The sequence below is a fragment of the Modestobacter sp. I12A-02662 genome, assembly GCF_041028325.1.
Lineage (GTDB): Bacteria > Actinomycetota > Actinomycetes > Mycobacteriales > Geodermatophilaceae > Modestobacter.
This window is the reverse complement of record NZ_JABGDE010000008.1, coordinates 26,834-51,943: the sequence shown is the minus strand read 5'-3', so window position 1 is coordinate 51,943 and position 25,110 is coordinate 26,834. Positions and strand designations below refer to the sequence as shown.

General features: G+C 76.8%; 23 protein-coding genes. 8 read left to right on the top strand and 15 right to left on the bottom strand.

Features of this window, described 5'->3' with window-relative positions; genetic code table 11:
- The first annotated feature begins 5 nt into the window (after positions 1-5).
- Genes cydB through HL189_RS13050 form a run of 3 tightly spaced genes read left to right on the top strand, consistent with a single transcriptional unit; the run spans position 6 to position 5,222 of the window.
- Positions 6-1,022: a cytochrome d ubiquinol oxidase subunit II gene (gene cydB, locus HL189_RS13060; protein WP_369134140.1), complete on the top strand. Its 1,017-nt coding sequence runs from the start codon at positions 6-8 to the stop codon at positions 1,020-1,022.
- Positions 1,019-4,459, top strand: a complete 3,441-nt coding sequence (gene cydC, locus HL189_RS13055; protein ID WP_369134139.1) for a thiol reductant ABC exporter subunit CydC — start codon at positions 1,019-1,021, stop codon at positions 4,457-4,459. Before cydB ends, cydC begins: the two co-directional genes overlap by 4 nt.
- Positions 4,452-5,222: a GAF domain-containing protein gene (locus tag HL189_RS13050; RefSeq protein WP_369134138.1), complete on the top strand. Its 771-nt coding sequence runs from the start codon at positions 4,452-4,454 to the stop codon at positions 5,220-5,222. Before cydC ends, HL189_RS13050 begins: the two co-directional genes overlap by 8 nt.
- Before the next feature lie 9 nt (positions 5,223-5,231).
- On the opposite strand, the gene HL189_RS13045 is transcribed toward HL189_RS13050, so the two are convergent.
- Positions 5,232-5,891: a hypothetical protein gene (locus HL189_RS13045; protein ID WP_369134137.1), complete on the bottom strand. Its 660-nt coding sequence runs from the start codon at positions 5,889-5,891 to the stop codon at positions 5,232-5,234.
- Between the two features lie 19 nt (positions 5,892-5,910).
- On the opposite strand from HL189_RS13045, the gene HL189_RS13040 reads away from it, so the two are divergent.
- A complete protein-coding gene (locus tag HL189_RS13040; protein WP_369134136.1) occupies positions 5,911-6,210 on the top strand; it encodes a hypothetical protein in 300 nt (99 codons plus the stop codon).
- Positions 6,211-6,219: 9 nt separating this feature from the next.
- Here the strand turns inward: HL189_RS13040 and eutC are convergent, their stop codons facing one another.
- The 3 genes from eutC to HL189_RS13025 are packed head-to-tail and all read right to left on the bottom strand — an operon-like array spanning position 6,220 to position 9,907.
- Complete coding sequence (gene eutC / locus HL189_RS13035; protein ID WP_369134135.1) at positions 6,220-7,047, bottom strand: ethanolamine ammonia-lyase subunit EutC; 828 nt, start codon at positions 7,045-7,047, stop codon at positions 6,220-6,222.
- Positions 7,044-8,456, bottom strand: a complete 1,413-nt coding sequence (locus HL189_RS13030) for an ethanolamine ammonia-lyase subunit EutB (RefSeq protein ID WP_369134134.1) — start codon at positions 8,454-8,456, stop codon at positions 7,044-7,046. The genes eutC and HL189_RS13030 overlap by 4 nt, the downstream gene beginning before the upstream one ends.
- Before the next feature lie 59 nt (positions 8,457-8,515).
- Complete coding sequence (locus HL189_RS13025; protein ID WP_369134133.1) at positions 8,516-9,907, bottom strand: MFS transporter; 1,392 nt, start codon at positions 9,905-9,907, stop codon at positions 8,516-8,518.
- Positions 9,908-10,146: 239 nt separating this feature from the next.
- Here HL189_RS13025 and HL189_RS13020 point away from each other — a divergent pair, with 239 nt between their 5' ends.
- Positions 10,147-11,139 (top strand): hypothetical protein, encoded by a 993-nt coding sequence (locus tag HL189_RS13020; RefSeq protein WP_369134132.1) that lies wholly within the window; start codon positions 10,147-10,149, stop codon positions 11,137-11,139.
- On the opposite strand, the gene HL189_RS13015 is transcribed toward HL189_RS13020, so the two are convergent.
- The 5 genes from HL189_RS13015 to HL189_RS12995 all read right to left on the bottom strand — a co-directional run bounded on the left by HL189_RS13015 (position 11,081) and on the right by HL189_RS12995 (position 16,964).
- Positions 11,081-11,710 (bottom strand): TIGR03086 family metal-binding protein, encoded by a 630-nt coding sequence (locus tag HL189_RS13015; protein ID WP_369134131.1) that lies wholly within the window; start codon positions 11,708-11,710, stop codon positions 11,081-11,083. The two genes, HL189_RS13020 and HL189_RS13015, sit on opposite strands and share 59 nt — an antisense overlap.
- A gap of 17 nt (positions 11,711-11,727) precedes the next feature.
- Complete coding sequence (locus HL189_RS13010; protein WP_369134130.1) at positions 11,728-12,165, bottom strand: hypothetical protein; 438 nt, start codon at positions 12,163-12,165, stop codon at positions 11,728-11,730.
- A gap of 19 nt (positions 12,166-12,184) precedes the next feature.
- Positions 12,185-12,331, bottom strand: coding sequence for an LPXTG cell wall anchor domain-containing protein (locus HL189_RS13005; protein ID WP_369134129.1), 147 nt, complete (start codon positions 12,329-12,331; stop codon positions 12,185-12,187).
- 30 nt (positions 12,332-12,361) lie between these two features.
- A complete protein-coding gene (locus HL189_RS13000) occupies positions 12,362-13,342 on the bottom strand; it encodes a siderophore-interacting protein (RefSeq protein WP_369134128.1) in 981 nt (326 codons plus the stop codon).
- Positions 13,343-13,451: 109 nt separating this feature from the next.
- Positions 13,452-16,964, bottom strand: a complete 3,513-nt coding sequence (locus HL189_RS12995) for a TM0106 family RecB-like putative nuclease (protein WP_369134127.1) — start codon at positions 16,962-16,964, stop codon at positions 13,452-13,454.
- Between the two features lie 147 nt (positions 16,965-17,111).
- Here HL189_RS12995 and HL189_RS12990 point away from each other — a divergent pair, with 147 nt between their 5' ends.
- Positions 17,112-18,119, top strand: a complete 1,008-nt coding sequence (locus HL189_RS12990) for a LacI family DNA-binding transcriptional regulator (protein WP_369134126.1) — start codon at positions 17,112-17,114, stop codon at positions 18,117-18,119.
- A gap of 21 nt (positions 18,120-18,140) precedes the next feature.
- On the opposite strand, the gene HL189_RS12985 is transcribed toward HL189_RS12990, so the two are convergent.
- The 3 genes from HL189_RS12985 to HL189_RS12975 form a co-directional block, all read right to left on the bottom strand.
- Entirely contained in the window at positions 18,141-19,358 is a 1,218-nt protein-coding gene (locus HL189_RS12985) for an acetyl-CoA C-acetyltransferase (protein ID WP_369134125.1), read from the bottom strand.
- A 109-nt stretch (positions 19,359-19,467) separates the two neighbouring features.
- Positions 19,468-19,998: a hypothetical protein gene (locus HL189_RS12980; protein WP_369134124.1), complete on the bottom strand. Its 531-nt coding sequence runs from the start codon at positions 19,996-19,998 to the stop codon at positions 19,468-19,470.
- A gap of 90 nt (positions 19,999-20,088) precedes the next feature.
- The gene (locus HL189_RS12975) at positions 20,089-20,874 is read right to left on the bottom strand and encodes an SDR family NAD(P)-dependent oxidoreductase (protein ID WP_369134123.1); all 786 of its coding nucleotides are present in this window, start codon (positions 20,872-20,874) and stop codon (positions 20,089-20,091) included.
- A gap of 57 nt (positions 20,875-20,931) precedes the next feature.
- Here HL189_RS12975 and HL189_RS12970 point away from each other — a divergent pair, with 57 nt between their 5' ends.
- Together HL189_RS12970 and HL189_RS12965 are read left to right on the top strand one after the other, a co-directional pair.
- Complete coding sequence (locus tag HL189_RS12970; RefSeq protein ID WP_369134122.1) at positions 20,932-21,132, top strand: hypothetical protein; 201 nt, start codon at positions 20,932-20,934, stop codon at positions 21,130-21,132.
- Positions 21,133-21,232: 100 nt separating this feature from the next.
- Positions 21,233-22,477, top strand: a complete 1,245-nt coding sequence (locus tag HL189_RS12965) for an MFS transporter (RefSeq protein WP_369134121.1) — start codon at positions 21,233-21,235, stop codon at positions 22,475-22,477.
- 9 nt (positions 22,478-22,486) lie between these two features.
- On the opposite strand, the gene HL189_RS12960 is transcribed toward HL189_RS12965, so the two are convergent.
- From HL189_RS12960 to HL189_RS12950, 3 genes are all read right to left on the bottom strand, one after another.
- Entirely contained in the window at positions 22,487-23,779 is a 1,293-nt protein-coding gene (locus HL189_RS12960) for an RNA polymerase sigma factor (protein WP_369134120.1), read from the bottom strand.
- Positions 23,776-24,201 (bottom strand): YciI family protein, encoded by a 426-nt coding sequence (locus HL189_RS12955; protein ID WP_369134119.1) that lies wholly within the window; start codon positions 24,199-24,201, stop codon positions 23,776-23,778. The genes HL189_RS12960 and HL189_RS12955 overlap by 4 nt, the downstream gene beginning before the upstream one ends.
- A 121-nt stretch (positions 24,202-24,322) precedes the next feature.
- Positions 24,323-25,006, bottom strand: coding sequence for a maleylpyruvate isomerase family mycothiol-dependent enzyme (locus HL189_RS12950; RefSeq protein ID WP_369134118.1), 684 nt, complete (start codon positions 25,004-25,006; stop codon positions 24,323-24,325).
- Positions 25,007-25,110: the final 104 nt, after the last annotated feature.

The window sequence follows — 25,110 nt, the reverse complement described above, 5'->3', positions numbered from 1 at the left end:
CCGACATGGACCTGCAGACGCTCTGGTTCGCCGCCGTCGCCCTGCTGTGGACCGGTTTCCTGCTGCTGGAGGGGTTCGACTTCGGCGTCGCCGCGCTGCTCCCGGTGCTCGGCCGCCGCCCCGCCGACCGGCACCTGATGCTGCGCAGCATCGGCCCGCTGTGGGACGGCAACGAGGTCTGGCTGATCACCGCCGCCGGCGCGGTGTTCGCCGCCTTCCCCGGCTGGTACGCCACCTGGCTGCCGGCGCTCTACCTGCCGTTCGTGCTGGTGCTCTTCGGCCTGATCATCCGGGCGGTCGCGTTCGAGTGGCGGCACTCGCACCACACCGAGCGCTGGGACAGCACCTGGACGCACGTGGTCACCACCGGCTCGCTCATCGCCGCAGCCGGCATCGGCGCCGCGCTGGCGGCCACCACCCTGGGCCTGCCGATCGACGGCGACGGGAACCGGGTGGGCGGGGCCTTCGCCGGCCTCGGCTGGCCGGCGCTGCTCGGGGCGGTCGCCGTCGTCGGCTTCTCGCTGGTGCACGGCGCGGTCTTCCTCGCGCTGAAGACCGACGGCCCGGTCCGCCTGGCCGCCCGCGCCTTCGCCCGCCGCTGGTCGCCGGTGGCCGCGCTGCCGCTGCTGGGCTGGGCCGGGCTGGTCCAGCTGCGCTCCGGCACCCTGCTGACCGGGGTCCTCTGGCTGGTCGCCGCCCTGGCCGTCGCAGTCACCTGGGCCCGGATCCGGGTCGACCGGGAGGGGCAGGCGTTCGCCGCCTGGGCGGTGGTCCTGCTGGGCTCGGCGGCGACCGTCTTCGGCGCGGCGTACCCCGTCGTGGTGCCCTCCACCATCGACCCGGCCTTCGACGTGACGATCCGCGACGCGTCGGTCAGCGACTACACGCTGACGATCATGACCTGGGCCACCGGGATCGCCCTGCCGGTGGTCCTGGCCTACCAGGCCTGGACCTACTGGGTGTTCCGGAAGCGGCTGAGCGCCGAGCCCCCGCACGCCCCTGCCCAGCCGGCGTCGGCATGACGGTCGCGCAGGGCGGCCATGCTGGCCAGCATGGCCGCGCCCGGGGGCCGCTGGGTGCGCTCGACGGGGTGCCCGGCCTGGTCCCCGCGCTGGCCCGGGCGGCCGCGCTGGCCGTGCTGTCCACCGCGGGCATGGTGCTGCTGGCCGCCGGGCTCGCCCGCGGGATCGCCGGCATCGCGGACGGCGCCCTGCCCGGGCCCGCCCTGGGCCTGGCCCTGCTCGGTGCGGCGGTCCGCGCGGCGGCCGGGGGGCTGGGCACCGTCGTCGCCACCCGGGACGCCCGCCGCGCCGAGGACACCCTGCGCCGCCGCCTGCTCGACCGGCTCCTGGCCGGCGAGGGCGAGGCCGTCGCGGCCGCGGGGGGCACCGGGCCGGCCGCCGTCCTGGCGACGACCCGGCTGCACGACCTCGGCCCGGCGCTGGCCACCTACCTGCCGGCCCTCGCGCAGACCGCGGTCGTGCCGCCGGTGCTGCTGGTCGTCCTCGGGGTCACCGACTGGCTCTCGGCGCTGCTGGTCGGGGTGACCCTGCCGCTGGTGCCGCTGTTCATGGTCCTGGTCGGCCTGCACACCCGGGACGAGACGGCCGGCGCCGCCCGCGCGCTGGACCGCATCGCCGGGCACGTCGCCGAGCTGGTGCGCGGCCTGCCGGTGCTGGTGGGCCTGGGCCGGGCCGCCGACCAGCTGGACGCGCTGACCCGGCTGGGCGAGCAGCACCGCCGCCGCACGCTGGCGGCGCTCCGCGTCGCCTTCCTCTCCGCCCTGGTGCTCGAGGTGCTCGCCACCCTGTCCGTGGCGCTGGTCGCGGTCACCGTCGGCCTGCGGCTCGTGCACGGCACGATCGGCCTGGACGTCGGGCTGTTCGCGCTGCTGCTGGCCCCCGAGGCCTTCACCCCGCTGCGCGCGCTCGGCTCGGCCCACCACGCATCCGAGGACGCCGCCGAGGCCACCGCGGCCACGCGGACCGTGCTCGCCACCCCGCTGCCCCGCCCCGTGGTCGCCCCGGTCCCGGCCGGGGAGCCCCGCGGCATCACCGTCGCGGACCTGACGGTGCGCTTCCCCGGCCGGGGCGCGCCCGCCGTCGACGGCGTGTCACTGGATGTCCTGCCCGGCGAGCTGGTCACGCTGCGCGGGCCGAGCGGATCGGGCAAGTCGACGGTGCTCGCCGTCCTGGCCGGCCAGCTGCTCGACGGCGGCGCCGCCCGGGTGGACGGTTCTGTCCGTCGGCCGGCGGAGGTCGCCGTCGTCCCGCAGTTCCCGCGCACGGTCGCCGGCACCGTGCTCGGCGAGCTCCACCGGCACGCCGGGGACCTGCCCGCCGAGCGGGCCACCGCCCTCGCCGACACCGCGCTGTCCTGGGTGGCCGGTGAGCACCTGCGCGACCGGGCCTGCCGCACCCTCTCCCCCGGTGAGCTGCAGCGGGTGGCGCTGGCCCGGGCGTTCGTCCGGGTGCTGCGCGGTGCCCGGGTGCTGCTGCTCGACGAGCCCACCGCCTCGCTCGACCCCGCCGCGACCGCGCGGGTGGCCGCCGTCCTGCACCGCCTGCGCGGCTCCCTGGTCACGGTGCTGGTCACCCACGAGCCGGAGCTGGCCGCGCTCGCCGACCGCACCGTGGACCTCCCCTCCGCCCCCCCGTCGGACTCCGGGGCGGTGGAGGCCGCCCCCCGGGCGGACGTCGGCGCGGGAGAGGCCGCCCAGCCGGCCGCCGTTCCAGCTGGAGAGGCGGAACAGGAGCGCACCGGGACGGCGGCGGGGCTCGGCTGGCCGCGGCGCGCCCTGGCGACGGCGGTGGCCTACGGAGCCGCCTCCAGCGCCGCGGGCGTCGCGCTCACCGCGGTCTCCGGATGGCTGATCGTCCGGGCGTCGGAGGGCCCGCCGGTGCTCACCCTGATGGTGGCCATCGTCGCGGTGCGGAGCTCCGGGCTGGGCCGGGCGCTGCTCCGCTGGCTGGAGCGGCTGGCCGCCCACGACGCCGCCTTCCGGCTCGCGGCGCGCACCCGCGTGCGGCTGTGGGCGGCGCTGGTGGCGCAGGGCCCGGCGGCCGACCGCACCCCCGGCCGGGCCCTCGCCCGGGTGGTCGGCGACGCGGCGCTGCTGCAGGAGCTCTCGGTGCGCGTGGTCACCCCGCCCCTGGTCTCCGCCGTCGTCCTCGCGGGGACGACCGCCGTCCTCGCCGCGCTCGACCCGCGGACCGGGCTCCTGGTCGGGCTGGTGATCGCCGCCGCCGTGCTCACCATCGCGGCGGTGCACCGGTGGGCCGATCGCGGGGTCTCCCGGCGGGCCGCCGAGCTGCGCACGGAGACCCTGCAGGAGGCCGGCACGGTCTTCGACGCCGCGGCGGACCTGCGGGCGCACGGCCTCGTCGGCGCCGCCGTCGACGCGCTGGACGCGCTGGGCCGCCGGCAGGGCCGCGCCGACCGGGCCGGGGCGGTCGCCGCGGCCGCCGGAGACGCGGTGGCCACCCTCGCCACGGGCGCCGCCGCCGTGCTGGCCGTCGACCTCGGCTCGTCCGCGGTGCAGGCGGGCACCCTGTCCGCACCGGTCGCGGCGGTGCTCGTCCTCGCCCCGCTGGCGCTGCTCGAGCCGCTGACGGCGATCGGGGCGGCGCTGCGCCACCGGCTGGCCTGGGCCGACGCCCGGACCCGGGTGCAGTCCGTGCTGGACGAGCCGGTGGCCGCCGATCCGGTGCTCGGCGACCGGACGGCGCCGCCCTCCCCGGTGCGGGAGCTCGCCACCGAGCGGCTCGCGGCGGGGTGGCCCGGCCGTCCCGGCGTCCTGCGGGACCTCGACCTCCTCGCCACCGCCGGGCGCGGCTGGCTGGTGGTCACCGGGCCGTCCGGCGCCGGCAAGTCGACCCTGCTGGCGGTGCTCATGGCCGCGCTGCGCCCGTCCTCCGGCGAGTACCAGCTCGGGGACGGTCGCCGTCCGGTGCCGGTCAGCGGGCTCACCCGCGCCGACGTGCAGGCCCAGACGGCCTGGTGCCCGCAGGAGGCGCACGTCTTCGCCGCCACCCTCCGCGCCAACCTGGCCCTGGCCCGGCCCCGCGGGGAGCTGGCCGGCCCGGACGGCGAGCGGGCGATGCGGCGGGCCCTGGCCGACGCGGGCCTGGGGGCGCTGCTGGCCACCCTCCCCGCGGGCCTGGACACGCCCGTCGGGGCGGGCGGCACCGCGCTGTCCGGCGGGGAGCGGCGCCGGCTGGCGGTGGCCCGCGCACTGCTCGCCGACCGCCCGGTGGTGCTGCTCGACGAGCCGACCGCCCACCTCGACCCCCCGACGGCGGCGGCGCTGGTCGCGGACCTGCGCGCGGCGCTCGCCGACCGGCTGGTCGTCTGCGTGACCCACGACCCGTCCCTCCTCGACGAGGACCTGGACACGGTCGTGCGCCTCGGCCGACACGTCCCGGCACCGGCGCGCCGCTGGGCGCGCGCAGATGTTTGAGCCCGGCGTCTTCCGGGCCACCTGGAAGGGGATGACCCTGGCCGCGCAGTTCGATGCCGCCGTCGCCGCCGCTGCGGCGGAGGACGGCGACGGGGAGGCCCTGCACCTGCTGCCCGAGCGGCTCACCCGCGCGGCGGTGCGGATGCTGCCGGCGGACGGCGCGGGGATCAGCGTGCACGCCGGGCGGACCGGCCGGACGCCGCTGGGCGCCAGCCCCGCGGTCGCGTCGCTGGCCGAGCGGCTGCAGTTCACCACCGCCGAGGGGCCGTGCATCCAGGCCCACGCCGAGCGGCAGCCGGTCTTCGCCATGGAGGACGACCTCCGCCGACGCTGGCCCTCCTTCGCCGGACGCCTGCTGGCGGAGACCCCCTACCGCGGGGCCGTCGCCCTGCCGATGCAGTCGGCGCTGGCCGGCCGGTGCACGCTGGACCTGTACTTCACCGACCCGACCGCGGTCGCCCGGCTCGACGTCTTCGACGCGATCGCCGTGGGCGAGCTGATGACCAACGCGCTCAGCGACGCGGTCATCTGGACCACCTGGAGCGAGCCGGCCGGACCGGACTGGCTGCACAGCCCGGCCGCCGCCCGGCGGGCCGCGGTGTGGCAGGCCGTCGGTGAGCTCGGCATGGCGCTGGAGCTCGACGCCTCCGCGGCCCTGGCCACGCTGCGGTCGCACGCCGCCGGGACGGGCCGGTCGGTGGACGACGTCGCGCACGACCTGCTCACCGGCCGGCTGTCCCCGGCCGAACTCCGTCGTCCCTGACCCGCGGGGTCAGTCGCAGGGGTCGCCCTCCACCGGGACGTCGACCCGGATCTCCTCGCCCAGCCAGGCGCCCCGCAGCGGAACCCGCTCGGCCGACCAGAAGCGGCCCGGGTCGTGGGCCCGCATCGGCCGGCTGCCCGGCAGCAGGTCCATCGCCCGGTAGGTGGCGGCCACCAGCTCGGCGCAGAAGATCGTGTCGTTGCTCTGCCGCCACCGCAGCTTCCCGCCGAGCCAGCCCTCGGGCAGCCCGCGGGTGGTGGGGAACGGCTTTCCGTCCAGCCGGGCGACCGCGCGGAGGGCGGCGTCCTCCATCTCGCGGGTGACCCCGTCGTCCGCCGGGCCGTTCAGCCGGCGCAGCCAGGCCTGCTGGCCGTAGCGCTTCTTCCAGACGCACACCGCGTCGGACAGGTCGTGCAGCTGCACCCCGCGGTGGTGCCGGCCGGTCCAGGCGTCGGCCAGCGAGTGCCCGAGCTCCGCGTGCCAGATCAGCGGCGGGAGGTCGTCCACGACGACCGCCATGCCGACGTGGTCGACCGGGACGCCGGCGCCGGACTGGACGGCCCCGTCGGCCGGCGACGCCCGACGGAACAGCCAGACGTCCCCGGTGCGGGTCGACTGCACGGCGTCGTGCAGCGACAGCGCACGAGAAGGAGCACGAGTGTGAGCCACACCACTACCGTACGTCCTCATGTGGGTCTGGAAGCTGCTCGGGATCGCCGGTCTGACCGGCGTGGCCACCACCGCCGCCGTCCTCCTCCGCCACGAGAGGCACCGCCGGTCCTACAGCGCCGACGACGTGCGGACGCGGCTGCACCAGCGCGCCGAGTCGGCCACGCAGCTCAGCCCCGATCCGGACCTCGCCCCGGACTGGCCACCGGACGTGGAGCCGCCGCGGCGCCACCCGCTGGAGCAGGCGCTGAGCCGGGCCATGCAGACGCCGGCGCTGCGCCGGCTCCCGATGCCCGTCGGGGAACGCAGGGAACGCTGACCCGCCGGGTCAGCCGGCGCCGGGTGGGAGGGCGACCCCCTCGTCCTTGAGGACGACGCCGGACGCGCCGAGCTGCCGGGACGCCTGGAGCAGCGCGACCAGGGTGCCGGCGGCCTGCGCGTAGCCCAGCCCGTGCGGCGGGCGGACGTTGGAGATGCAGTTGCGCTCGGCGTCGGCCCGCCCGGGGCGGGGACCCCAGGTCAGGTAGAGCCCGAGGCTGTCCGCCGAGCTCAGCCCCGGCCGCTCCCCCACCAGGACGACGACGATCCCGGCACCCAGCGCCTCGCCCACCGGGTCGCCGAGCGCCACCCGCGCCTGGGAGGCGACCACCAGCGGCGCGACGGACCAGCCCGGCAGCCGCTCGAGGACCGCGGCGACGGTACCGGCGGCGTGCTCGTGCACGGCCCGCGGCGACAGCCCGTCGGCCACCACCAGCGCCAGGTCGTACGGGCCGCCGGGCAGCGTCGTGCCGTCGGCCAGCTGCCGGCCGAGGTCCGGGCGCTGCAGGTAGGTGGCCCGGTCCGGGGCGGCGCTGTGCACCTCCAGCACGTCCAGCCCGACGCCGGCGGCGGCCAGCGCGGCCCGCACCCGGCCGGCGTCCAGGGCGGTGTGCACCGCGTCCCGGGCCGCCGCGTGGGCGGCGCGGAACTCCAGCTCCCGCGCGGTCGGCAGCCCGTCGCCGGCCCGGCCGAGCGCCACCCGGGCGCGGGTGGCCCGCCGCAGCACCGCCCACGGGTCCGAGGCCCGGCCATGTTGGCCAACATGGCCGGACTCGGTCGACGTCCCGTCGGGGATCTCGGGGCCATGTTGGCCAACATGGCCGCTGTGCGTGGTCATCGGGCGGCCGCGAGCAGGGCCTGCGCCGCGGGCGCCTCCGGGGTCAGCGCGCGCACCCGGCCGGCGTCGTCCAGCAGGTCCATCCGGGCCAGCCACGCCTCGAACTCCGGCGCCGGGCGCAGCCCGAGCACCGAGCGGGCAGTGAGCACGTCCTGGAAGGACAGCGACTGGTAGTGCAGCATCACGTCGTCGGAGCCGGGGACGGCGATGAGGAACGAGCACCCGGCCGCACCCAGCAGGAGCATCAGCGCGTCGGTGTCGTCGCCGTCGACGTCGGTGTGGTTCGTGTAGCAGACGTCCACGCCCATCGGCAGGCCGAGCAGCTTGCCGCAGAAGTGGTCCTCCAGCCCGGCGCGGACCACCTGCTTGCCGTCGTAGAGGTACTCCGGGCCGATGAAGCCGACGACGGTGTTCACCAGCAGCGGCTCGAAGTGCCGGGCCACCGCGTGGGCGCGGCACTCGAGGGTCTGCTGGTCGACCGGGCGGCCGCCGACCCCGCGGTGCGCGTCGGCCGACAGCGCCGATCCCTGCCCGGTCTCGAAGTAGGTGACGTTGCGGCCCACCGTGCCCCGGCCGAGCTCGAGCGCCGCCGTCCGCGCCTCGGCGAGCAGGTCCAGGGTCACCCCGAACCCGCGGTTGCCCGCCTCGGTCCCGGACACCGACTGGAACACCAGGTCGACCGGCGCGCCCTGCTCCAGCGCCCGCAGCGTGGTGGTGACGTGCGCGAGCACGCAGGACTGCGTCGGGATCTCGTAGCGGTTGATCACCGCGTCGACCAGTTCCAGCAGCGCCACGGTCTGCGCCGGGGAGTCGGTCGCCGGGTTGATCCCGATGACGGCGTCCCCGCTGCCGTGCAGCAGCCCGTCGAGGATCGACGCCGTCACGCCGACCGGGTCGTCGGTCGGGTGGTTGGGCTGCAGGCGCGCGGCCAGCCGCCCGGGGAGGCCCAGCGTGCTGCGGAAGGCCGTGACCACCCGGGTCCGGCGGGCGACCGCGACCAGGTCGGCGTTGCGCATCAGCTTGCTCACCGCGGCGACCATCTCGGGGGTGAGCCCCCGGGCCAGGCCGCTGATCGCGGCCTCGTCCCCGGCCGCGGCCCGGTCCAGCAGCCAGTCGCGGAACCCGCCCACGGTCAGGGCGGCGACCGGGGCGAAGGCGGCCTCGTCGTGGGTGTCGAGGACGAGCCGGGTGACGTCGTCCTCGTCGTAGCCGACCACCTGCTCGTCGAGGAAGGTGGTCAGCGGGACGTCGGCGAGCACGTGCTGGGCCGCGACCCGCTGCTCCTGCGACTCAGCCGCGATCCCGGCCAGCACGTCACCCGAACGCGCCGGGGTGGCCTTGGCCAGCAGGTCGGCGAGCGACCGGAACTCGTGGGTGGAGCCGCCCAGCGTCGTCCGACGGATCGTCACCCGCCCACCTCACCCGCACGAGGGGTCCCCGGTCAACGGGCTGGGACGGCGGCGTCCGGTCAGTCGAGCGCGAGCGCTCGCAGGTCCCGGACGTAGCTGCCGCCCGCGCCGCGCACCTTGACCACGGCCGGTCGCAGCGCCTGGCCCGGGCGCCGCAGCGCCACGCCGACCGGGCGCAGCCCGAAGGCGACCGGCTGGATCCAGCCGGGGACCGTCGGGCGGCGCAGCGCGGGGCCCTCGACACCGAGCACGAGGACGGCGGCGAGCACGGCGAGCAGTGCCACGGTGCCGAGCGCGGTGGGCAGACCGGCGTGCTCGGCGAGGAACCCGATCACCGGCGGCCCGCCGAGCAGGCCGGTGTAGCCGACGGTGGTGGACAGCGCGACGCCGGAGGGCCCGCCGAGCGCGCCTGCCCGGGCGATCGCCAGCGGGAAGACGTTGGCCAGCCCGAGGCCGACGACCACGAAGCCCAGCAGGGCGATCGGCAGCGACGTCGTGGTGACCGCCGCGAGGACCCCGCCCGCGGCCAGCAGCGCGCCGCCGACCAGCAGCCGCCGCTCGCCGAGCGCGGCGACCAGCCGGCCGCCGGCCAGCCGGCCGGCGGCCATGGCCGAGGAGAAGCCGGCGTAGCCGGCCGCGGCCAGCGCGGGGGTCGCCGCGAGGTGCTCGCGCAGGTGCAGCGCGCCCCAGTCGCTGAGCGCTCCCTCGCCGTAGGCGGTGGCGCCGGCGACGGCTCCGAGGACGACGAGCACCGCCGTCGGCCGGGGCCCGGCGGACTGCGGCGCGGGGCACTCCGCCCGCTGCCGCGCGGCGGACGGGTCGACGTCGGCGCCGATGAGCGTGGGCGCGGCCCAGACGATCACGCCGAGGCCCAGGACGGCGACCGCGCCCAGGTGCGCGCCGACGCCCAGGGCCGCCGAGGCGACCCCGCCGAGCAGTGCGCCGAGCAGCCCGCCACCGCTGAACGCGGCGTGCAGCCCGGACAGCAGCGGCCGGCCGGCGCGCTCCTCGACCTGGACCCCGAGGCTGTTGGCGGCGACGTTGACCGCGCCGGTTGCGGCACCGAAGAACAGCAGCCCGGCGCACAGCGCGGGCAGCGAGCCTGCGAGGCCCGGGAGCACGGCGGTCGCCGCGGCGGCGGCGCCGGCCAGGGCGCAGGTCAGCCCGGTGCCCAGCCGGGCGCAGAGCGCGCCGGTGAGCTGCATGCAGGCCAGCGCGCCCAGGGACAGGCACAGCAGGGCGACACCGAGCGCGGTGTGCCCGGCGCCGGTCTGGGCGCTGACGTCGGGCACGCGGGCGGCCCAGCTGCCGAAGAGGAAGCCGTCGAGGGCGAAGAGGACCGCGACGGTCAGGTGCAACCGGCGCAGCGACGAGGGGGTGGCGTGGGCGACCGCGACACGCAGCAGGGCCACGATCGGGTCGCGGGCAGAGGAGGACACGGGACGGGACATGGCAGACCTTCAGGAGGAGGGAGCGCGGCGCCGGCAGGAGCGGCGACCGGAGGGGGCAGTGAGCACACGACCTCGGGCGCTGGACTCCACGGTGCCAGCCGTTGGTGAGCAATGTGTGTCCGACACGTGTCCGCGGCACGTGAGGCTGCCCACGTCAACGTCGTGTGCGTCACACCCTCGGGCCGGCAGGCCGGTCCGGTGGGGTTGCCGACGCCGCGGCGGCCCCCCAGGGTCGGGGCATGACCGGGACCTTCGCCCGGGGCCTGATCGCGGGCGCCGCCGGGACCACTGCCCTCTCCGCCGTCACGTACCTCGACATGGCCCTGCACGGCGGCCCGGCGAGCACGCTGCCGGCCGAGACCGCCGACGCGCTCGCCGCGGCCGCCGGCCGGCCGGTCAGCGGACGCGGGGACGCCCGGGAGGCCCGCCGCACCGGGCTGGGGGCGCTCACCGGGGTCGTCAACGGTCTCGGCGTGGGGCTGCTCGCCAGCCTGGCCCGCGGCGCCGGCGTGCGGTTCCCCGGGCCGGTCGGCGCGGTGGTCACCGGCGCCGCCTCGATGGCGGCGGCCGACCTGCCGGCCGCGGCGCTGGGGGTCGGCGGCCGACGAGGGTGGGCCGCCGCCGCGTGGGCCGGCGACGCCGTGCCGCACCTGGCCTACGGCACCGCGGTCCAGGCGGTGATCTCCTCGCTGCCCACCCCCGCCGAGCGGGCGCTGCCCCGCCAGAAGGCGCGCGCCGGGCTGGTCGGCCGGTCGCTGCTGCTGGGCGTGGCCGCCGGCAGCCGCAGCTCGCTGGGCCTGGCCGCGCCGACGCTCACCGCCCGGGACACCGGCGCGCTGAAGAAGCTGTGGTCGCTGACCTCGCTGACCGCCGAGCTCGTCGCCGACAAGCAGCCGGACGCCCCGCCCCGCACCTCCGGGGCGGGGCTGCCGGTCCGGCTGGCCGGCGGCGCCTGTGGTGGCGGGCTGCTGGCCCGTCGGGCCGGGGCGAACGCCGCCCTCCCGACCGTGGCGGGGCTCGCCGGTGCCGCGGTCGGGACCTGGGGCGGACTCGGCTGGCGCCGGTGGGCGGCCGACCGGATGCCGGCCGGGGAGGCCGCCCTCCTCGAGGACGGCGTGGCCATCGTCCTCTCGCTGGTGGCCTGCCTGCCCGGCCGGCGCCGCTCGACCCGGCTCAGCCGCGTGCGGCTCCCCGACCCGCCGTCGCGGCCCACGCCGGGTCGCGGCCGCTGAGGCCCAGCGCCCGCTCGAACGCCGGCGCGTCGACCGGCACGGCCACCTCGGGTCCGTACCAGCCGCCGTCCCGGCCCATCTCCGCGACCGGGCGGACGGCGGCGAGCGTCGCCTCCCCCACCTCCGCGGGCACGTCGTAGGGCGCACCGACCGCGCGGGCGAGGTCCCAGCCGTGCAGCACGAATTCGGCCAGCATCAGCGGACCGACCACCTCGGCGGGCATCGGCGTGGTGCCCATCAGGGTCTCGCCCTCCCAGGCTGCGGGATCGGCCCACGCGTCGGCGGCGGCGTCCAGCTCGGGGATGATCGCCGCGGGCCACTCGGCGGGGTCCAGCCCGTCGAGGAAGGGCGCCGGGCGGTTGCTGCTCCAGTCGTGCTCGAGCGCCAGGCGGGTGGCCGCCCGCTGGGAGAGCAGCGCCCCCCAGGCCAGGTGGTCGACGAGCGCACGGACGTCGAAGTCGCCGCACGGGGTGGGCGTGGTCAGCTGCTCGGCCCGGACGGCGGTGAGCGCGCTCGCGGCGAGCTCTGCCGCGGCCCGCACCGCCGGGGGGAGGGAGGAGGTCTCGGTCATGGGGTGCACCTTGCCGGTCACGCGCCCGGCGGTCTTGAATTTCCCCGACGGTCCTCAGCGGCCGGGGGCGGCGCCGCGGCGAGGAGCCAGCCGGGGCCGGTCACCCGGGCGGTCGCCGGCAACCGGTCCCGCAGGCCGCGGTCGGCGGTGACCACCAGCAGGTCGTCGTCGCCGTCGGCCAGGTCGTGGGCGAGGGCGGCGAGGGTGTCGTCCCCGCTCGCCGCGGCCCGGACCACGCGGACGCCGTCGGGTGCGGGCACGTCCCGGGCCCGGCCCTCCACGACGGCGACCAGGGCGACCACCGGCACCGGGTCCCCGTGCGGGCCGGCCGGCGCCGTGCCGACGAGACCGGCGAGCCGGTCGAGCAGTCGCGTGGTGGCTCCGGCCCGGTCGCGCCACCAGCCGTCGGGGCGGGAGCCGACGACGTTGGCGACGTCCACGAGCACCGTGGTCACCGGGTCGGGACGTCCGCGGTCAGCGGCGGCGGGTGGAGCTCACCAGTGCGGTGCCGGCCAGGAGGAGCAGCCCGGCCACGGCGAGCCAGAACAGGCCCTCCACCACCCAGCCGACGACGACCAGGGCGAGCCAGAGGGCCAGCAGGAGGAGCAGGATCCGCAGCACGGGTCGACCGTAGGTCACGTCGCGCCGCCCTCAGCTCCCCTCGGCCGCGCCCAGTCGCCAGTAGCCCATGAAGGCGACCGAGGTGCGCGGCACGCCGAGGTCGCGGACCAGCCGGCGGCGCAGCTTCTTGACCATCCCCGCCTCTCCGGCGAGCCAGGCGTAGCAGCCGTCGGCGCCGGCCTCGGGCACCTCCCAGAGCCGGCCGCTCTCCGGGTCGACGTCCTCGGGTTCCTGACCGGGGGTGGGCGCGGCGACGCCGACCTCGCACAGCGCCGCGTGCACGGACGGGCCGAGGGCCTCCCCGCGGGCCCGGTCGCCGCGGACCAGCCAGCGGACCTCGACCCCGGGGGCGAGGTCCAGGGACAGCACGTCGCCGGCCGTCGGGACCTCGAGGACGGCGATGGTGCGGCGCCCCGCCGGGAGCGCCTCGACGATCGCGCTGATCGCGGGCACGGCCGTCTCGTCCCCGGCGAGGAAGAGGGTGCCCTCGGCCGGCGGCTGCCACTCGACGCCCCACGCACGGCCGGTGCCGGGCCGGTCGGGGCCGAGGATCACCAGCGGGTCACCCGGGCCAGCGGTGGCGGCCCAGTCGGCGGCCGGACCTGCGTGCCCGTCCCCGCCACCGTGCAGGACGACGTCGACGTCGATCTCGGCGAGCTCCGGACGGGCAGCCCGGACCGTGTAGGTGCGCAGGTACGGCCGCCGCTCGTCGGGGAGGGAGCAGTAGTCCTGGTACCAGCCGGGACCGTTGGTGAGCAGGTCCTGAACCGGGCGGCCGTCGCGGGAGAGCACGAGTTTGATCCGCTGGTCGGCGCCGCCGACGCCGAAGTCGCGGAGCGCCGGACCGGTGAAGGTCAGCCGCAGGAAGTTGGGGCTCAGTCGCTGCACGCCCAGGACGGTGACCGGGAAGAACCGGTAGTCGGGGGTGGCGACCGGGGGCTGGGCGACCTGGAGCGGCAGGGGCTCGACGATGTTCGGCGCACCGCTGGTCCGCGTCAGGGCCGTGGTCATGCTGTCTCCCGCCGTCGGCGACCCGGAACCTGGCGGAACCGGACCATGGTGAGGCTAGCCTAACCCGGTCGCAGGAGGGAACCGCCCGTCTCAGATCGCACACCGACCGTCACGCGGTGCTCCCAGAAACTGAGCGCCCGCCAGCCCAGGCCAGTGATGACTGGCGCCGTGGTTGAGCGGGGACCGGCGCGGCGGCGGCGGTCTCGACCAGCCGGCACAGCCCGTTGACCAGCCGCAGCTGCTCAGGGGTGTGCACCGGTGAGGTGAGCAGGGCCGGGCTGCCGACCACGTAGGCGACCGTCTTGGCGCGGGACAGCGCGACGTTGAGCCGGTGCCGGTCGAGCAGGAAGTCCAGCCGCCGGGGCACGTGCGCGCCGCTCGACGCCGCCAGCGTGAACACCGCGACCGCCGCCTCCCGGCCCTGGAACTTGTCGACCGTGCCCACCTCGACACCGCCGAGCCCCGCGGCCGCCAGCGTGGTGCGCACCTGGTTGACTTGGGCGTTGTACGGCGTCACCACCAGCACGTCGGCCTCCCCGACCATGCGGTCCACCCCACCGGCCCGCCAGCGGCGGCCCATGAGGTCCGCGATCAGCTCGGCCACGACCGCCGCCTCCTCCGGCGACACCGACCCGTTGCCCTCGTGCGCGACCGGGACCCAGCCGATCCCGGCCGGCGCAGCCCACCGGGCCGGCACGTCGAGCTCGTTGTCCTCGGCTCCCGGCGCCGGCCGCAGCTGCCCGCGGTAGGACAGGTCGCTGACCACCCGGCACAGCTGCGGAGCCATCCGCCAGGACCGGTCGAGGAACACCCCACGATCGGCCGGCAGCACCTCATCGTCGCCGAGCACGTGCTGCAGCGCGGAGACGTCGGCCCCCGGCGGGTGGATGCCCCGCCCCGGCTGGCGCAACTGCTGCGGGTCGCCGAGCAGCACCAGGTTCGCCGCGGCGCGGCTGACCGCGAGGGCGTTGGCCAGCGACAGCTGACCGGCCTCGTCGACCACCAGCACGTCGAGCCGTCCGGCGAGCTCCGCGCGGGCGAACAGCCACCCGGTGCCGGCCAGCAGGTCGACGTCGCCGGCGTCGAGCGCGTCGAGCACCTGCGCGTTCGAGGAGAGGCACTGGACGTCGGCGTCGGCGCAGCGCTGCAGGTCATCGGCCTTCTGCAGGGCCCGCACGGGCACGCCCGCCTCCCGCGCGGCGGCCATCACCGCGTCGAGCAGGTTGCCGATCACCTTGTGGCTGGAGGCGGTGAGCCCGACCCGCCGACCGGCCCGGAGCAGGTCCACCACCGCCCGGGCGCCGGTGTACGTCTTCCCCGCCCCGGGCGGTCCCTGCACGGCCAGCAGCCCGCCGGTGAGGGCCCCGGCCAGCCGGCGGGCCGCGGCGGCCGACTCCTCGCCGGGCTCCCGCAGCGGAACGCCGGGCAGGAGCCGCGGCGGGCGGCGGAGCAGCAGGTCCCGGGCCGCGCGGCGCGGCCCGTCGGCGTCGATCCCGCTCAGCGCCACCTGCTCGCCGAGCTCGGTGAGCGCGCCGCGGAACACCGCGTCGCTGGGCGGCGACGAGGGCAGCAGCCCGGTGGGGTGGTCGGTGCCGGTGGCGGCGCTGCGGCTGAGCACCACCCAGCCGGCCGTCGGGTCGATCTCGACGACGGTGCTGGTGACCCGCCGGCCGTCCGCGGCGGGCAGCAGGTGCTCGAAGCGACCACCGGCGGACACCTTGGTCTCCTGCGGCGGGAACGTGTACCGCCAGTGCTGCGACCGCCGCTCGGCACCGACCAGCTCGCCACCCTCCAGCGGACCCAGGGCCGCGGTCTCCCGCTCGAGCTCCTCGGCCGGGAGGTCGCGCAGCCGGAAGTACTCCCACCAGGCCGAACGGGCCTCCCGCGCGTGCCAGCCGAGCTGCTGGGCGAGCATCCAGGTGGCCTCCTGCTCCGGGCTGCGGCCGGTCTCCGGCAGCCCGTCGACCAGCCGCCGCTCCAGCTCCTCGCGGAGCCCCTGGGCGGCGGCGTTCTCCGCCGAGCCGTCCGGCTCGCCGTCCTCGGGGCGGCGCAGCGCGGCGCCCGAGCGCCGCAACTCCGCACGCCGCTCCTCCAGCCAGTCGCGCAGCTGCCGGGTGGAGACGCAGTCGTCCCGGTTGTAGGCCTCGATCTCCGCGAGCAGGGTCTGGTCGCGGGTGACCAGCCACCGCTCGAACGCGAGGATGCTCTCGCCCGCGTCGGACACCTGCTCGCCGTGCGCCCGGGTGTGACCGCGGTAGTAGTCCTCGACCTGCTTGATGGAGTAGGACTCCTTGCTCAACCGCAGCCCCTGCCGCACCACGGCGTAGAGGTCGACCAGCACGTCGCCCCGCAGCAGCCGGTCCACCTCCGCCTCGCGCGTGCGCAGCCGGGCCGACAGCGTCTTCAACCGGGTCGGCTCGTACGGCGCGTAGTGGTAGACGTGCATGGTCGGGTCCGCGTCGTAGGCCGCGGTGAGGTGGTCGACCAGCGCCTCGAACGCCGTCCGCTCGGCGGTGGACTGGTCGTCGGCGGCCGGGTCGCAGCCCCAGTGGGCGGTGAACCGGCCGGCGGTGTCGAGCAGACCCCACAGGTACTCCAAGCCGTTCTCGCCGGCGAACGGGTCACCCTCGATGTCGAAGAAGAGGTCACCGGCGCTGGGCGGGGGCAGCAGCTCGAAGCCCCGGCCGGGCTCGCGGGGCAGGAACTCGTAGGACGGCCGCCCGGAGCTCCGCTCGGCGAGCTGGAGGCGCGCCTGCTGGGTGAGCCGCTCGCGGGCGGTCCAGCCGATCTGCGCGGGCAGCTCGTCGGGACGCCGGACGGCCAGCGCCCCGAGCGTGGCGATGCCGGCCCCGATGAGCGCGGCAGCGTGGTCCCGCCGCATGAAGGCGACCAGGGACAGGGAGTCCTCGCTGCGCCAGCGGTCGGTGCAGGTGGCCCGCCAGGGGCACACCCCGCAGTGGGCGTTGGGGTACGGCGGGCTGAGCTCCTCGTCGGCGAGCCGGGCGAGGAACCGTTCGCGTGCCGTCCGGGCGTACGCCTCGGCGTCGGCGTAGCGGAAGACGAGCTCCTGCTGGTCGCCGGTGACCACCGTCAGCAGGTCGGGGGGCACGCCCTGCAGCCGGGCGAGCAGGTCGCCGTACAGCGCCATCTGCAGCAGGGCGGGCACCTTGATCCGGCGGGCGAGCTTGGTGTCGGCCACGTCGTAGGCCCAGGGGCCGAGCGCGCTGGACCGGTCGGTGCGCTTGAGGAGGAAGTCGGCGTGGCCACGCCACGTGCCGTCGAAGAACGTGGCCTGGTAGACGACGTCCGCCCCGGCCCGCATGGCCGCGAGCGTGTCGTCCTGCGCGCGGCGGAGCGGAGCGGCGCCCCTGCCCTCCGGCGGGTCGATCGCGACCACCGTCAGGCCGCGGTCGCGCAGCCGCTGGACGTGCCGCTCCTCGTGCGCGATGCCGTGCGCGGCGACCAGCTCGGTCATCGGGTCGACGGCCGGCGGCCGGTCCCGGAGCCCGCGGGCCACCTCCATCGACAGCCGGGTCAGGTGCTCGCACTCCAGGAAGCCGGTGAGGTCGCTGGCACTGACCACGAGGCCCCCGGCCGCCGTCCCCGCGCCCAGCACGTACACCCCGCACCCCCGTCCTCTCCTCCCGGCGGAGGAGCTGGGGCGACCGTACGGCCGGGCTACGACGAAACGCTCCGCTGCACACAGGGAGAGCCCCTGCGCACATGGGGTGACGACCCTGGGTCACCGCCGGTCCGGTATGAAGGAGGCATGCCTGCGACGCTCTCCTCGGTGGCGGCGGTCGCGGGCGTGAGCACCAGCACCGCGAGCCGCGCGCTGTCCGGCCACCCTGCCGTCCTGCCCAGCACCCGCGCCCGCGTGGAGGCGGCCGCCGCGGCGATGAGCTACCAGCCCAACCGGATGGCCAGCGCGCTGCGCACCCGGCGGACCGGCCTGCTCGGGCTGGTGGTCAACAACCTGCGCACCGCCACCTTCCACACCATCGCCGAGACCCTGCAGGCGTGGGCCATCACGCATGACCACCAGGTGCTGGTCTGCACCACCGAGGGCGACCCGGCCCGGGAGGCCCAGTTCCTGGAGACGGTGGCCGCCCACCGGTTCGACGGGGTCGTCGTCGCCGGCTCCGGCGCCAACGCCGAGCTGGTCAATGCCCTGGTGCGCGACGGCCGGGCGGTCGTGACGATGAACCGCCAGGTGCCCGGCTCGCTGGCGCCCTCGGTCATGGCGGACTACGAGTCCGCCGGCCGGCTGGCCGTCGAGCACCTCCTGGGGCTCGGGCACACCAGGATCGCCGCCATCGAGGGGCCTCCCGGGGTCACCTCCGGCCATCTGCACCACCAGGGGTTCGTCGGCGCGATGCGGGCGGCCGCGGTGCCGGTCCGCGACGAGCTGGTGCACTGCGGCCCGTTCACCGCCGAGTTCGGCCGGCGGGCGATGGAGGCCGTGTTGGCCGCGGAGGAGCCCCCGACCGCCCTGCTGGTGAGCAACCACGAGGCGTCCTTCGGGGCGCTGCCGGTCGTCAGCGGGAACCGCATCCGGGTCCCCGACCAGCTGTCGGTGGTCTGCACCGAGGACGAGCCGTTCTTCGGCTGGTGGGGGGCCACGTCGCTGACCATCGTCGACAACCGAGCCGAGCTCCTGGCCCAGCGCGCGGCGGCCGTCCTGCTCGACCAGCTGGAGGGCCGGGGCCCCGGCACCGGCACCGAGCTGGTGGCCCCGGTGCTGGTCGAGCGCGCGTCGACGGCGCCGCCGGGCTGAACGGGGCCGCCGTCCCGCCGGTCAGCCGACCCGCTCGAAGACCGCCGCCAGCCCCTGGCCACCGCCGATGCACATCGTCTCCAGCCCGTAGCGGGCCTCGCGGCGCCGCATCTCGTGCGCGAGCGTGGCCAGGATCCGCGCACCGGTGGCGCCCACCGGGTGGCCCAGGGAGATCCCCGAGCCGTTCACGTTGACCCGCTCCCGGTCGTCGGCGCCCAGGCCCAGCCCGTCCAGGCAGGCGAGGACCTGGCTGGCGAAGGCCTCGTTGAGCTCGATGAGGTCCATCTCGGCCAGGGTCAGCCCGGTGCGCGCGAGCACCGCCGTGGTGGCCGGGACGGGCCCGATGCCCATGGTCTCCGGCGGCACACCCGCCACCGACCAGCCGACCAGCCGGACGAACGGCTCCCAGCCGCGCCGGTCGGCCTCGGCCCGGGTGGTGACCAGGCACGCGGCGGCACCGTCGTTCTGCCCCGAGGCGTTGCCGGCGGTCACCGTGGCCTGCGGGTCGACCCGGCCCATGACCGGGCGGAGCTTGGCGAGGTCCTCCATCGTGGTGTCCGGCCGGGGGTGCTCGTCCTCGAGGACGACGCGTGCCGGCGTCTTGCGGGTGGCCGGTACCTCCACCCCGATGATCTCGTCCTTGAAGCGGCCCTCGCGGATCGCCGCCCCCGCGGCCTGCTGCGAGCGCAGCGCCCAGGCGTCCTGCGCCAGCCGGTCGATGCCGTGCTCGCGGCGCACGTTCTCCGCGGTCTCCAGCATGCCGCCGGGCACCGGGTGGTCGACCCCGCCGGCCGTCTCGCGGGCGCGGGCCAGCCGGTCGTGCAGCATCACCCCGTCGCCCTTGACGCCGGTGCGCAGGCCCAGGGCGTAGTGCTCGACGGTGCTCATCGACTCGACGCCGCCGGCGACGACGACCTTCCCGGCCCCGGCGGCCACCTGCATGGCGGCGTAGATGACCGCCTGCAGGCCGGACCCGCAGCGCCGGTCGAGCTGGAGCCCGGGCACCTCGGTGCCCAGCCCGGCGTCGAGCGCAGCGATCCGGCCGATCGCCGGGTTCTCGCCGCTGGGGTTGCAGTGGCCGAGGACGACGTCGTCGACCTCGCCCTCCCCCAGCCCGGTGCGCTCGGCGAGCCCGCGCAGCGCGGTCGCGGCGAGCTGGTTGGCCGACAGGCCGGCGAAGACCCCGCCCATGCGGCCGACGGGGGTGCGGACCGGGGAACAGATGACGACGTCGTCCATGTGCCCACTGTGCCAGCCACCCCCGGCGGGGACGCTGCCCCGCCTCCCGCTGGGCGGAAGCCCGCGGCGACGCCCCGTGCCCGGGGACCGGGAGGGGGCCGTCGGGCGGTCAGGCGGCGACGGCGCAGTAGACCGTGCCGTCGGACTCGTTGTCGGAGCCGTACCAGAACACGGCGGTGGCCTCGGGGAAGTCCAGGCACAGCTCCCCGGGGTCGGTCAGGTCGAAGGTGACGCCGGTCATGTCGGCGTCGGTGCCGACGATCCGGTACTCGGCCTCGTCGGACCCGCAGTCGACCGTCTCGAAGTCCGAGCCGCCCGACTGCTGGATGCAGTCACCCGCCTCCGGGTCGCCGCCACCCAGGAACTGGATGAGCGACAGGACGACGACCAGCGCGACCAGGACCGGCCCCAGCAGGGTGAGCCACCGGCGCGGGCGCTGCTTCTGCGGGTCGAGGTGACCGAAGGCATGCGCGCCGGAACCCGATGGCGGGCCCCACGGCTGCCCCGGTGGCGGCTGCTGCCCCCAGCCCGGCGGCGGGCCCCACGGCTGCCCCGGCGGCGGCTGCTGTCCCCAGCCCTGCGGCTGACCGGGCTGGTCGGGGTCCTGCTCGGGCGGCTGCGGGCCGCCGGGGGTGCTCACATCGATCTCCTGCTGTTTCACCGTGCGGACGCGGTGATCTTCGCCCATCCGGGCCCGGCGCCCGCCCTCCCCCGACCCGATCGGGGGAGGTCAGTCCCGCGGCTTGGCCAGCACCCGGTTGCCGGCGGCCTTGACCGAGTCGGGCAGCACCCGGTTGAGCGCCTCCTGGGCCTTGACCGCCAGGGAGGCCGCGACGACCTTCTTCTCCCCGGCCAGCAACGCCTCGATGCCGTGCCGGGCGACGTCCTCGGGGCTGTCCTTCGGACCCTTGCCCATCCCGGTGGTCAGCATGTGGGCGCGGGCGAAGAAGTGGGTGTCCGTGGGACCCGGCATCAAGCTGGTGATCGTGACCGCGGAGTCCTTCAGCTCGTCCTGCACCGCCTCGGTGAGGGACTGCACGAACGACTTGGAGGCGTTGTAGACGGCCTGGTACGAGCCGGGCTGGGTGGAGGCGATCGACGAGGTCACCAGCAGGCGGCCCGCGTTGCGCCGGGTCATCTCGGTCAGGACCAGCTTCATCAGCGCGGCCGTCGACACGACGTTCAGCTGCATGATCTCCAGGTCCTTCGCCCAGTCGGTGTCGATGAAGGCACCGCCCTCACCGACGCCGGCGTTCAGCGCCGCGGCGTCCAGGGGACGCCCGAGTGCCTGGACCCGGGTCCACAGCTGCTCGATGCCCTGGGGCGTGCGCAGGTCGGCCTGCACGGCGGTGACCTCCGCACCGTCGGTGCGCAGGAGCGTCGCGGCCTGCTCCAGTCCGGCGTCCTCGGCGTTGACCACGAGGTCGTAGCCGTGCTGGACGAACTGCTTGGCGAGTTCGAACCCGATGCCGCTGGAGGCACCGGTGACCAGGGCGAGGGGCTTGGTGTCCGTCATGCACTCCCTCTACCCAGCAGGGAGGCCGATGATCGCGGGTCGGTCAGACTCGGTGGCGTGACGGACGGCGAGCTCCCGGTGATCTGCTCGGGCAAGGGCTGCCGCGCCCCGGCCCGCTGGCGGCTGGTGTGGAACAACCCGCGGATCCACACCCCGGACCGGGAGAAGGTCTGGACGGCGTGCGACGAGCACCGCGAACCGCTGTCCCACCACCTGGCGGTCCGCTCGTTCCTCCGCCGCGTCGAGCCCCTGGACTGACTGAGTCCGGACGCTCGTGCTCCGAGTGCCACGGGCACTCAGAGCACGAGCACCGACGGGTTCCCCACCCGACCTCCGCCGCCTGGGAGGATCCCTCCTCGTGCGCCGACGCCGCGGGGGAACCGCTCTGCCCCGGGAGGTCGGCGCGCTGGCGGCCGTCGCCTTCGTCGTCGCCCTCGGCTTCGGCGTCGTCGCGCCGGCCATCCCGTTGTTCGCCCGGTCCTACGGCGTGGGGACGACGGCGGTCGGGCTGGCGGTGAGCGCGTTCGCGTTCTTCCGGTTCGTCTCCGCCTTCGCCGGCGGCGCCCTGGTCGAGCGGGCCGGCGAGCGGACCGTGCTGACCGCGGGCCTGGTGATCGTCGCGGTGACCACCGGCGCGGCCGGCCTGGCCGGCAGCTTCCCGGTGTTCGTGGCCCTGCGCGGCGCCGGCGGTCTGGGCAGCGCCATGTTCACCGTCGCGTCGCTGTCCCTGCTGCTGCGCACGGCGCCGGCCGACCAGCGCGGCCGCGCCGCGGCGACCTACCAGGGCGGCTTCATCCTGGGCGGCATCGCCGGCCCGGGAGCCGGCGGGTTCCTCACCGAGGTCTCCCCGCGGCTGCCCTTCTTCGTGTACGCGGGCTTCCTGCTGGTCGCCGGCGCCGTCGCGCTGGTGTTCCTGCGGCCCCGGCCCGGGCAGCACCCGACCCCGGCCGGCGACCCGGTGGGTCCGGGGCTCGGCGCGAGCGGCGGCGCAGACCCGGCCGGCGCCCGGGCACCGGACCCCGCCGGGGTGCGCGCGGCGCTGCGGTCGCGCGCCTACGTGGCGGCGCTGGTGGCCAACCTCGGCGTGGGCTGGGTCCTGTTCGGCGTCCGCAACTCGCTGGTCCCGCTGTACGTCACGGAGGCGCTCGGGCTGACCGCCGCCTGGGCCGGGGCGGGGCTGCTCGCCGGTTCCGTCGCGCAGGCGCTCGGGCTGCTGCGCGCCGGGACGCTGTCGGACCGGTGGGGACGGCGGCCCTCGCTGGTGCTGGGCTCCGCGCTGGCGACCGCCTCGCTCGTCCTGCTGGTCCTGCCGCCGGTCACCGCGGTGTTCCTCACGTCCATGGCGGTGTTCGGGCTGGCGGCGTCCCTGCTGGCCAGCGTTCCGGCGGCGGTGGTGGGCGACGTCAGCCCGGCCCGGGGCGGACGGGTGGTCGCCGTCTTCCAGATGGTCGCCGACTTCGGCGCGATCACCGGCCCCCTGGTCGCCGGCTGGCTCGCCGACGAGATGTCCTACCAGTGGGCGTTCGGGGTGAGCGCCGGCGTCGTCGGGCTGGCGCTGGTCGCCGCGCTGCGGATGCCGCGGACGATCCGACCGGTCGGCTGAGCGGCCGGCTCAGGCCGGTGGGCCGGCGGAGGAGGCGGCGCGGTCCAGCAGCAGCGCCTGCTCGCGCTCGTTGCGGGTCAGGGACGCCGCCCGGAGGAACTCGGTCCGCGCCTCGGTAGGGCGGCCGAGCTTGACCAGCAGGTCGCCCCGCACGCTGGGCAGCAGGTGGTAGCGCTGCAGCGCCGGGACGTCGGTCAGCGCGTCGACCAGCTCCAGCCCGGCCGCCGGCCCGTAGGCCATCCCGACCGCCACGGCCCGGTTGAGCTCCACCACCGGCGAGGGCGTCAGCTCCGCGAGCGCCTCGTACAGCGCGGCGATCCGCGCCCAGTCGGTCTCCGCCGCGGTGCGGGCACGGGCGTGGCAGGCGGCGATCGCCGCCTGCAGGCAGTAGGGGCCCAGCGCCCGGCCGGACCCCGTGGCCCGCTCCAGCGCAGCCAGCCCCCGGCCGATCAGCACCCGGTCCCAGCGGCCGCGGTCCTGGTCCAGCAGCAGCACCGGCTCGCCGCCCGGGCCGGTGCGGGCGCCCAGCCGGGACGCCTGGATCTCCATGAGTGCGACCAGGCCGTGCACCTCGGGCTCGTGGGGGGTCAGCTCGGCCAGCACCCGGCCCAGCCGCAGCGCCTCCGCGCAGAGGTCCGGCCGGGTCCACTGAGCGCCGCCGGTGGCCGCGTAGCCCTCGTTGAACACCAGGTAGAGCACCTCGAGGACCGAGGACAGCCGGGCGGTGAACTCGGCACCGGTGGGCACCTCGAAGGGCACCCGGGCGGCGGTGAGCGTCCGCTTGGCCCGCACGATCCGCTGCGCCACCGTCGCCTCCGGCGCGAGGAAGGCGCGCGCGATCTCCGGGGTCGCCAGGCCGCCGACCAGCCGGAGGGTCAGCGCCACGCGCGCCTCCCGGGCCAGCACCGGGTGGCAGGAGATGAACACCAGCCGCAGGACGTCGTCCGCCACGACCTCGTCCAGGGCCGCCGCCCAGTCCGGCTCCTCGACCTCGACCAGCTCCCGGCCGAGGGCCTCGGTCCGGTCGGCCAGCCGCCGCGCGCGCCGGAAGGCGTCGATCGCCCGGTGCTTGGCGGTGGCGGTGAGCCAGGCGCCGGGCCGGTCGGGCACCCCGGTCTGCGGCCAGCGTTCCAGCGCGGCCACCAGCGCGTCCTGGGCGAGCTCCTCGGCCAGGCCGACGTCCCCGGTGACCCGGGTGAGCGCGCCGACCAGCTTGGCGGACTCCATCCGCCAGACGGCGTCCACCGTCCGCCGGACGACGTCGGGGTCGACCGCCGCCGGCCCGGCCGAGGAGGTGCTCACGAGCCCTGCTGCTCGGCGACCGTCGCCCGCATGCGGTCCTCCTGCTCCCGCAGCTCGGGGGTCATCGCGTCCCCGAAGTCGTCGCTCTCGAAGACCTGGCGCACCTCCACCTCGCCGCTACGGAAGGGCGCCTTCTTCACCCACTCCAGCACCTCCTCGCGGGAGGAGACCTGCAGGATCCAGAAGCCGGCCACCAGCTCCTTGGTCTCGGCGAACGGGCCGTCGACCACGGTGGCCGAGCCGTCCGCGGCGAACCGAACGCGGGCACCCCGCGAGCTCGGGTGCAGCCCCTCACCGGCGAGCATCACCCCGGCCCGGACCAGCTCCTCGTTGTAGGCACCCATCTCCGCGAGCTCCTGCTCGGTCGGCAGGACGCCCCGCTCGGTGTCCTCGTTGCCCTTGACGATCACCATGAACCGCATGTGCTGCTCCTCGTGTCGGTGGAGCCGAGCCGTGGACCGCCGATCCTGTCGACCGGCGCGACCCCGCTCTACCGTTCCGACGATCGGGCGGCCCGGATTTCGACACGGGCGACCGCGGACGTCAGATCCAGGGCGCCAGGGTCGGCAGCGGGCCGTCGGCCTGCAGGTCCTCCCCCGCGTCGCGCCCGGTCACCCAGGCGGTCGCCGCCGCCAGCGGGCCCGCGACGGCGAGGGCGCCGGTGCCCCACTCGCGGTCCCCGGCGAACAGCACCACGTCGGGCGTCCGGTCCGCGGCGTCCCAGGTGCGGAACACGTCGTCCACGAGGGCGGCGAGGACGTCGTCGGGGACGTCCGCGAAGGTGATCCCGGCGGCCAGGTCGACCGCGTGCACCCAGGCCTCCCGGCAGCGCCGCCACAGCGCCTCCGCGGCGGACGTCTCGTGCCCGTCCGCGCCGCGCAGCTGCGCCGACCACGCGGGGTCGGGCATCGCGCGCACCGCCTCCGCCAGCCGCTGGGTGGCGGCGAGGACGGCGGCCCGCAGCTGGTCCGGCGGCAGCGCCTCCACCTGCTCGAGCGGGGCACCGTCGGCCGGGGCGGCCGGCGGCTCCGCGCCGGAGCGGGCGCTCGCGAGCGCCGCGGCCAGCCGGTCGGCGTCGTGCACCAGGTGGGCGAGCACGTGCCGCCGGGACCAGCCGGCGAGCAGCGAGTCCGCGTCGAACTCCTCGTCGGTCAGCCGGCCCAGCGCCGTCCCGAGATGCCGTTCGCCGCGCTCCCACCAGTCCAGGACCTCCGTCGGGGCGGTCATCGGCGGTCTCCGGCCAGGAGGGCGGGGCACGTGGTCGCGGATGTCATGCCGGCCACCCTCCCGCTCCCCGGGCCGGCCTGCCAGACCACGGCGCGGCGAGGCCT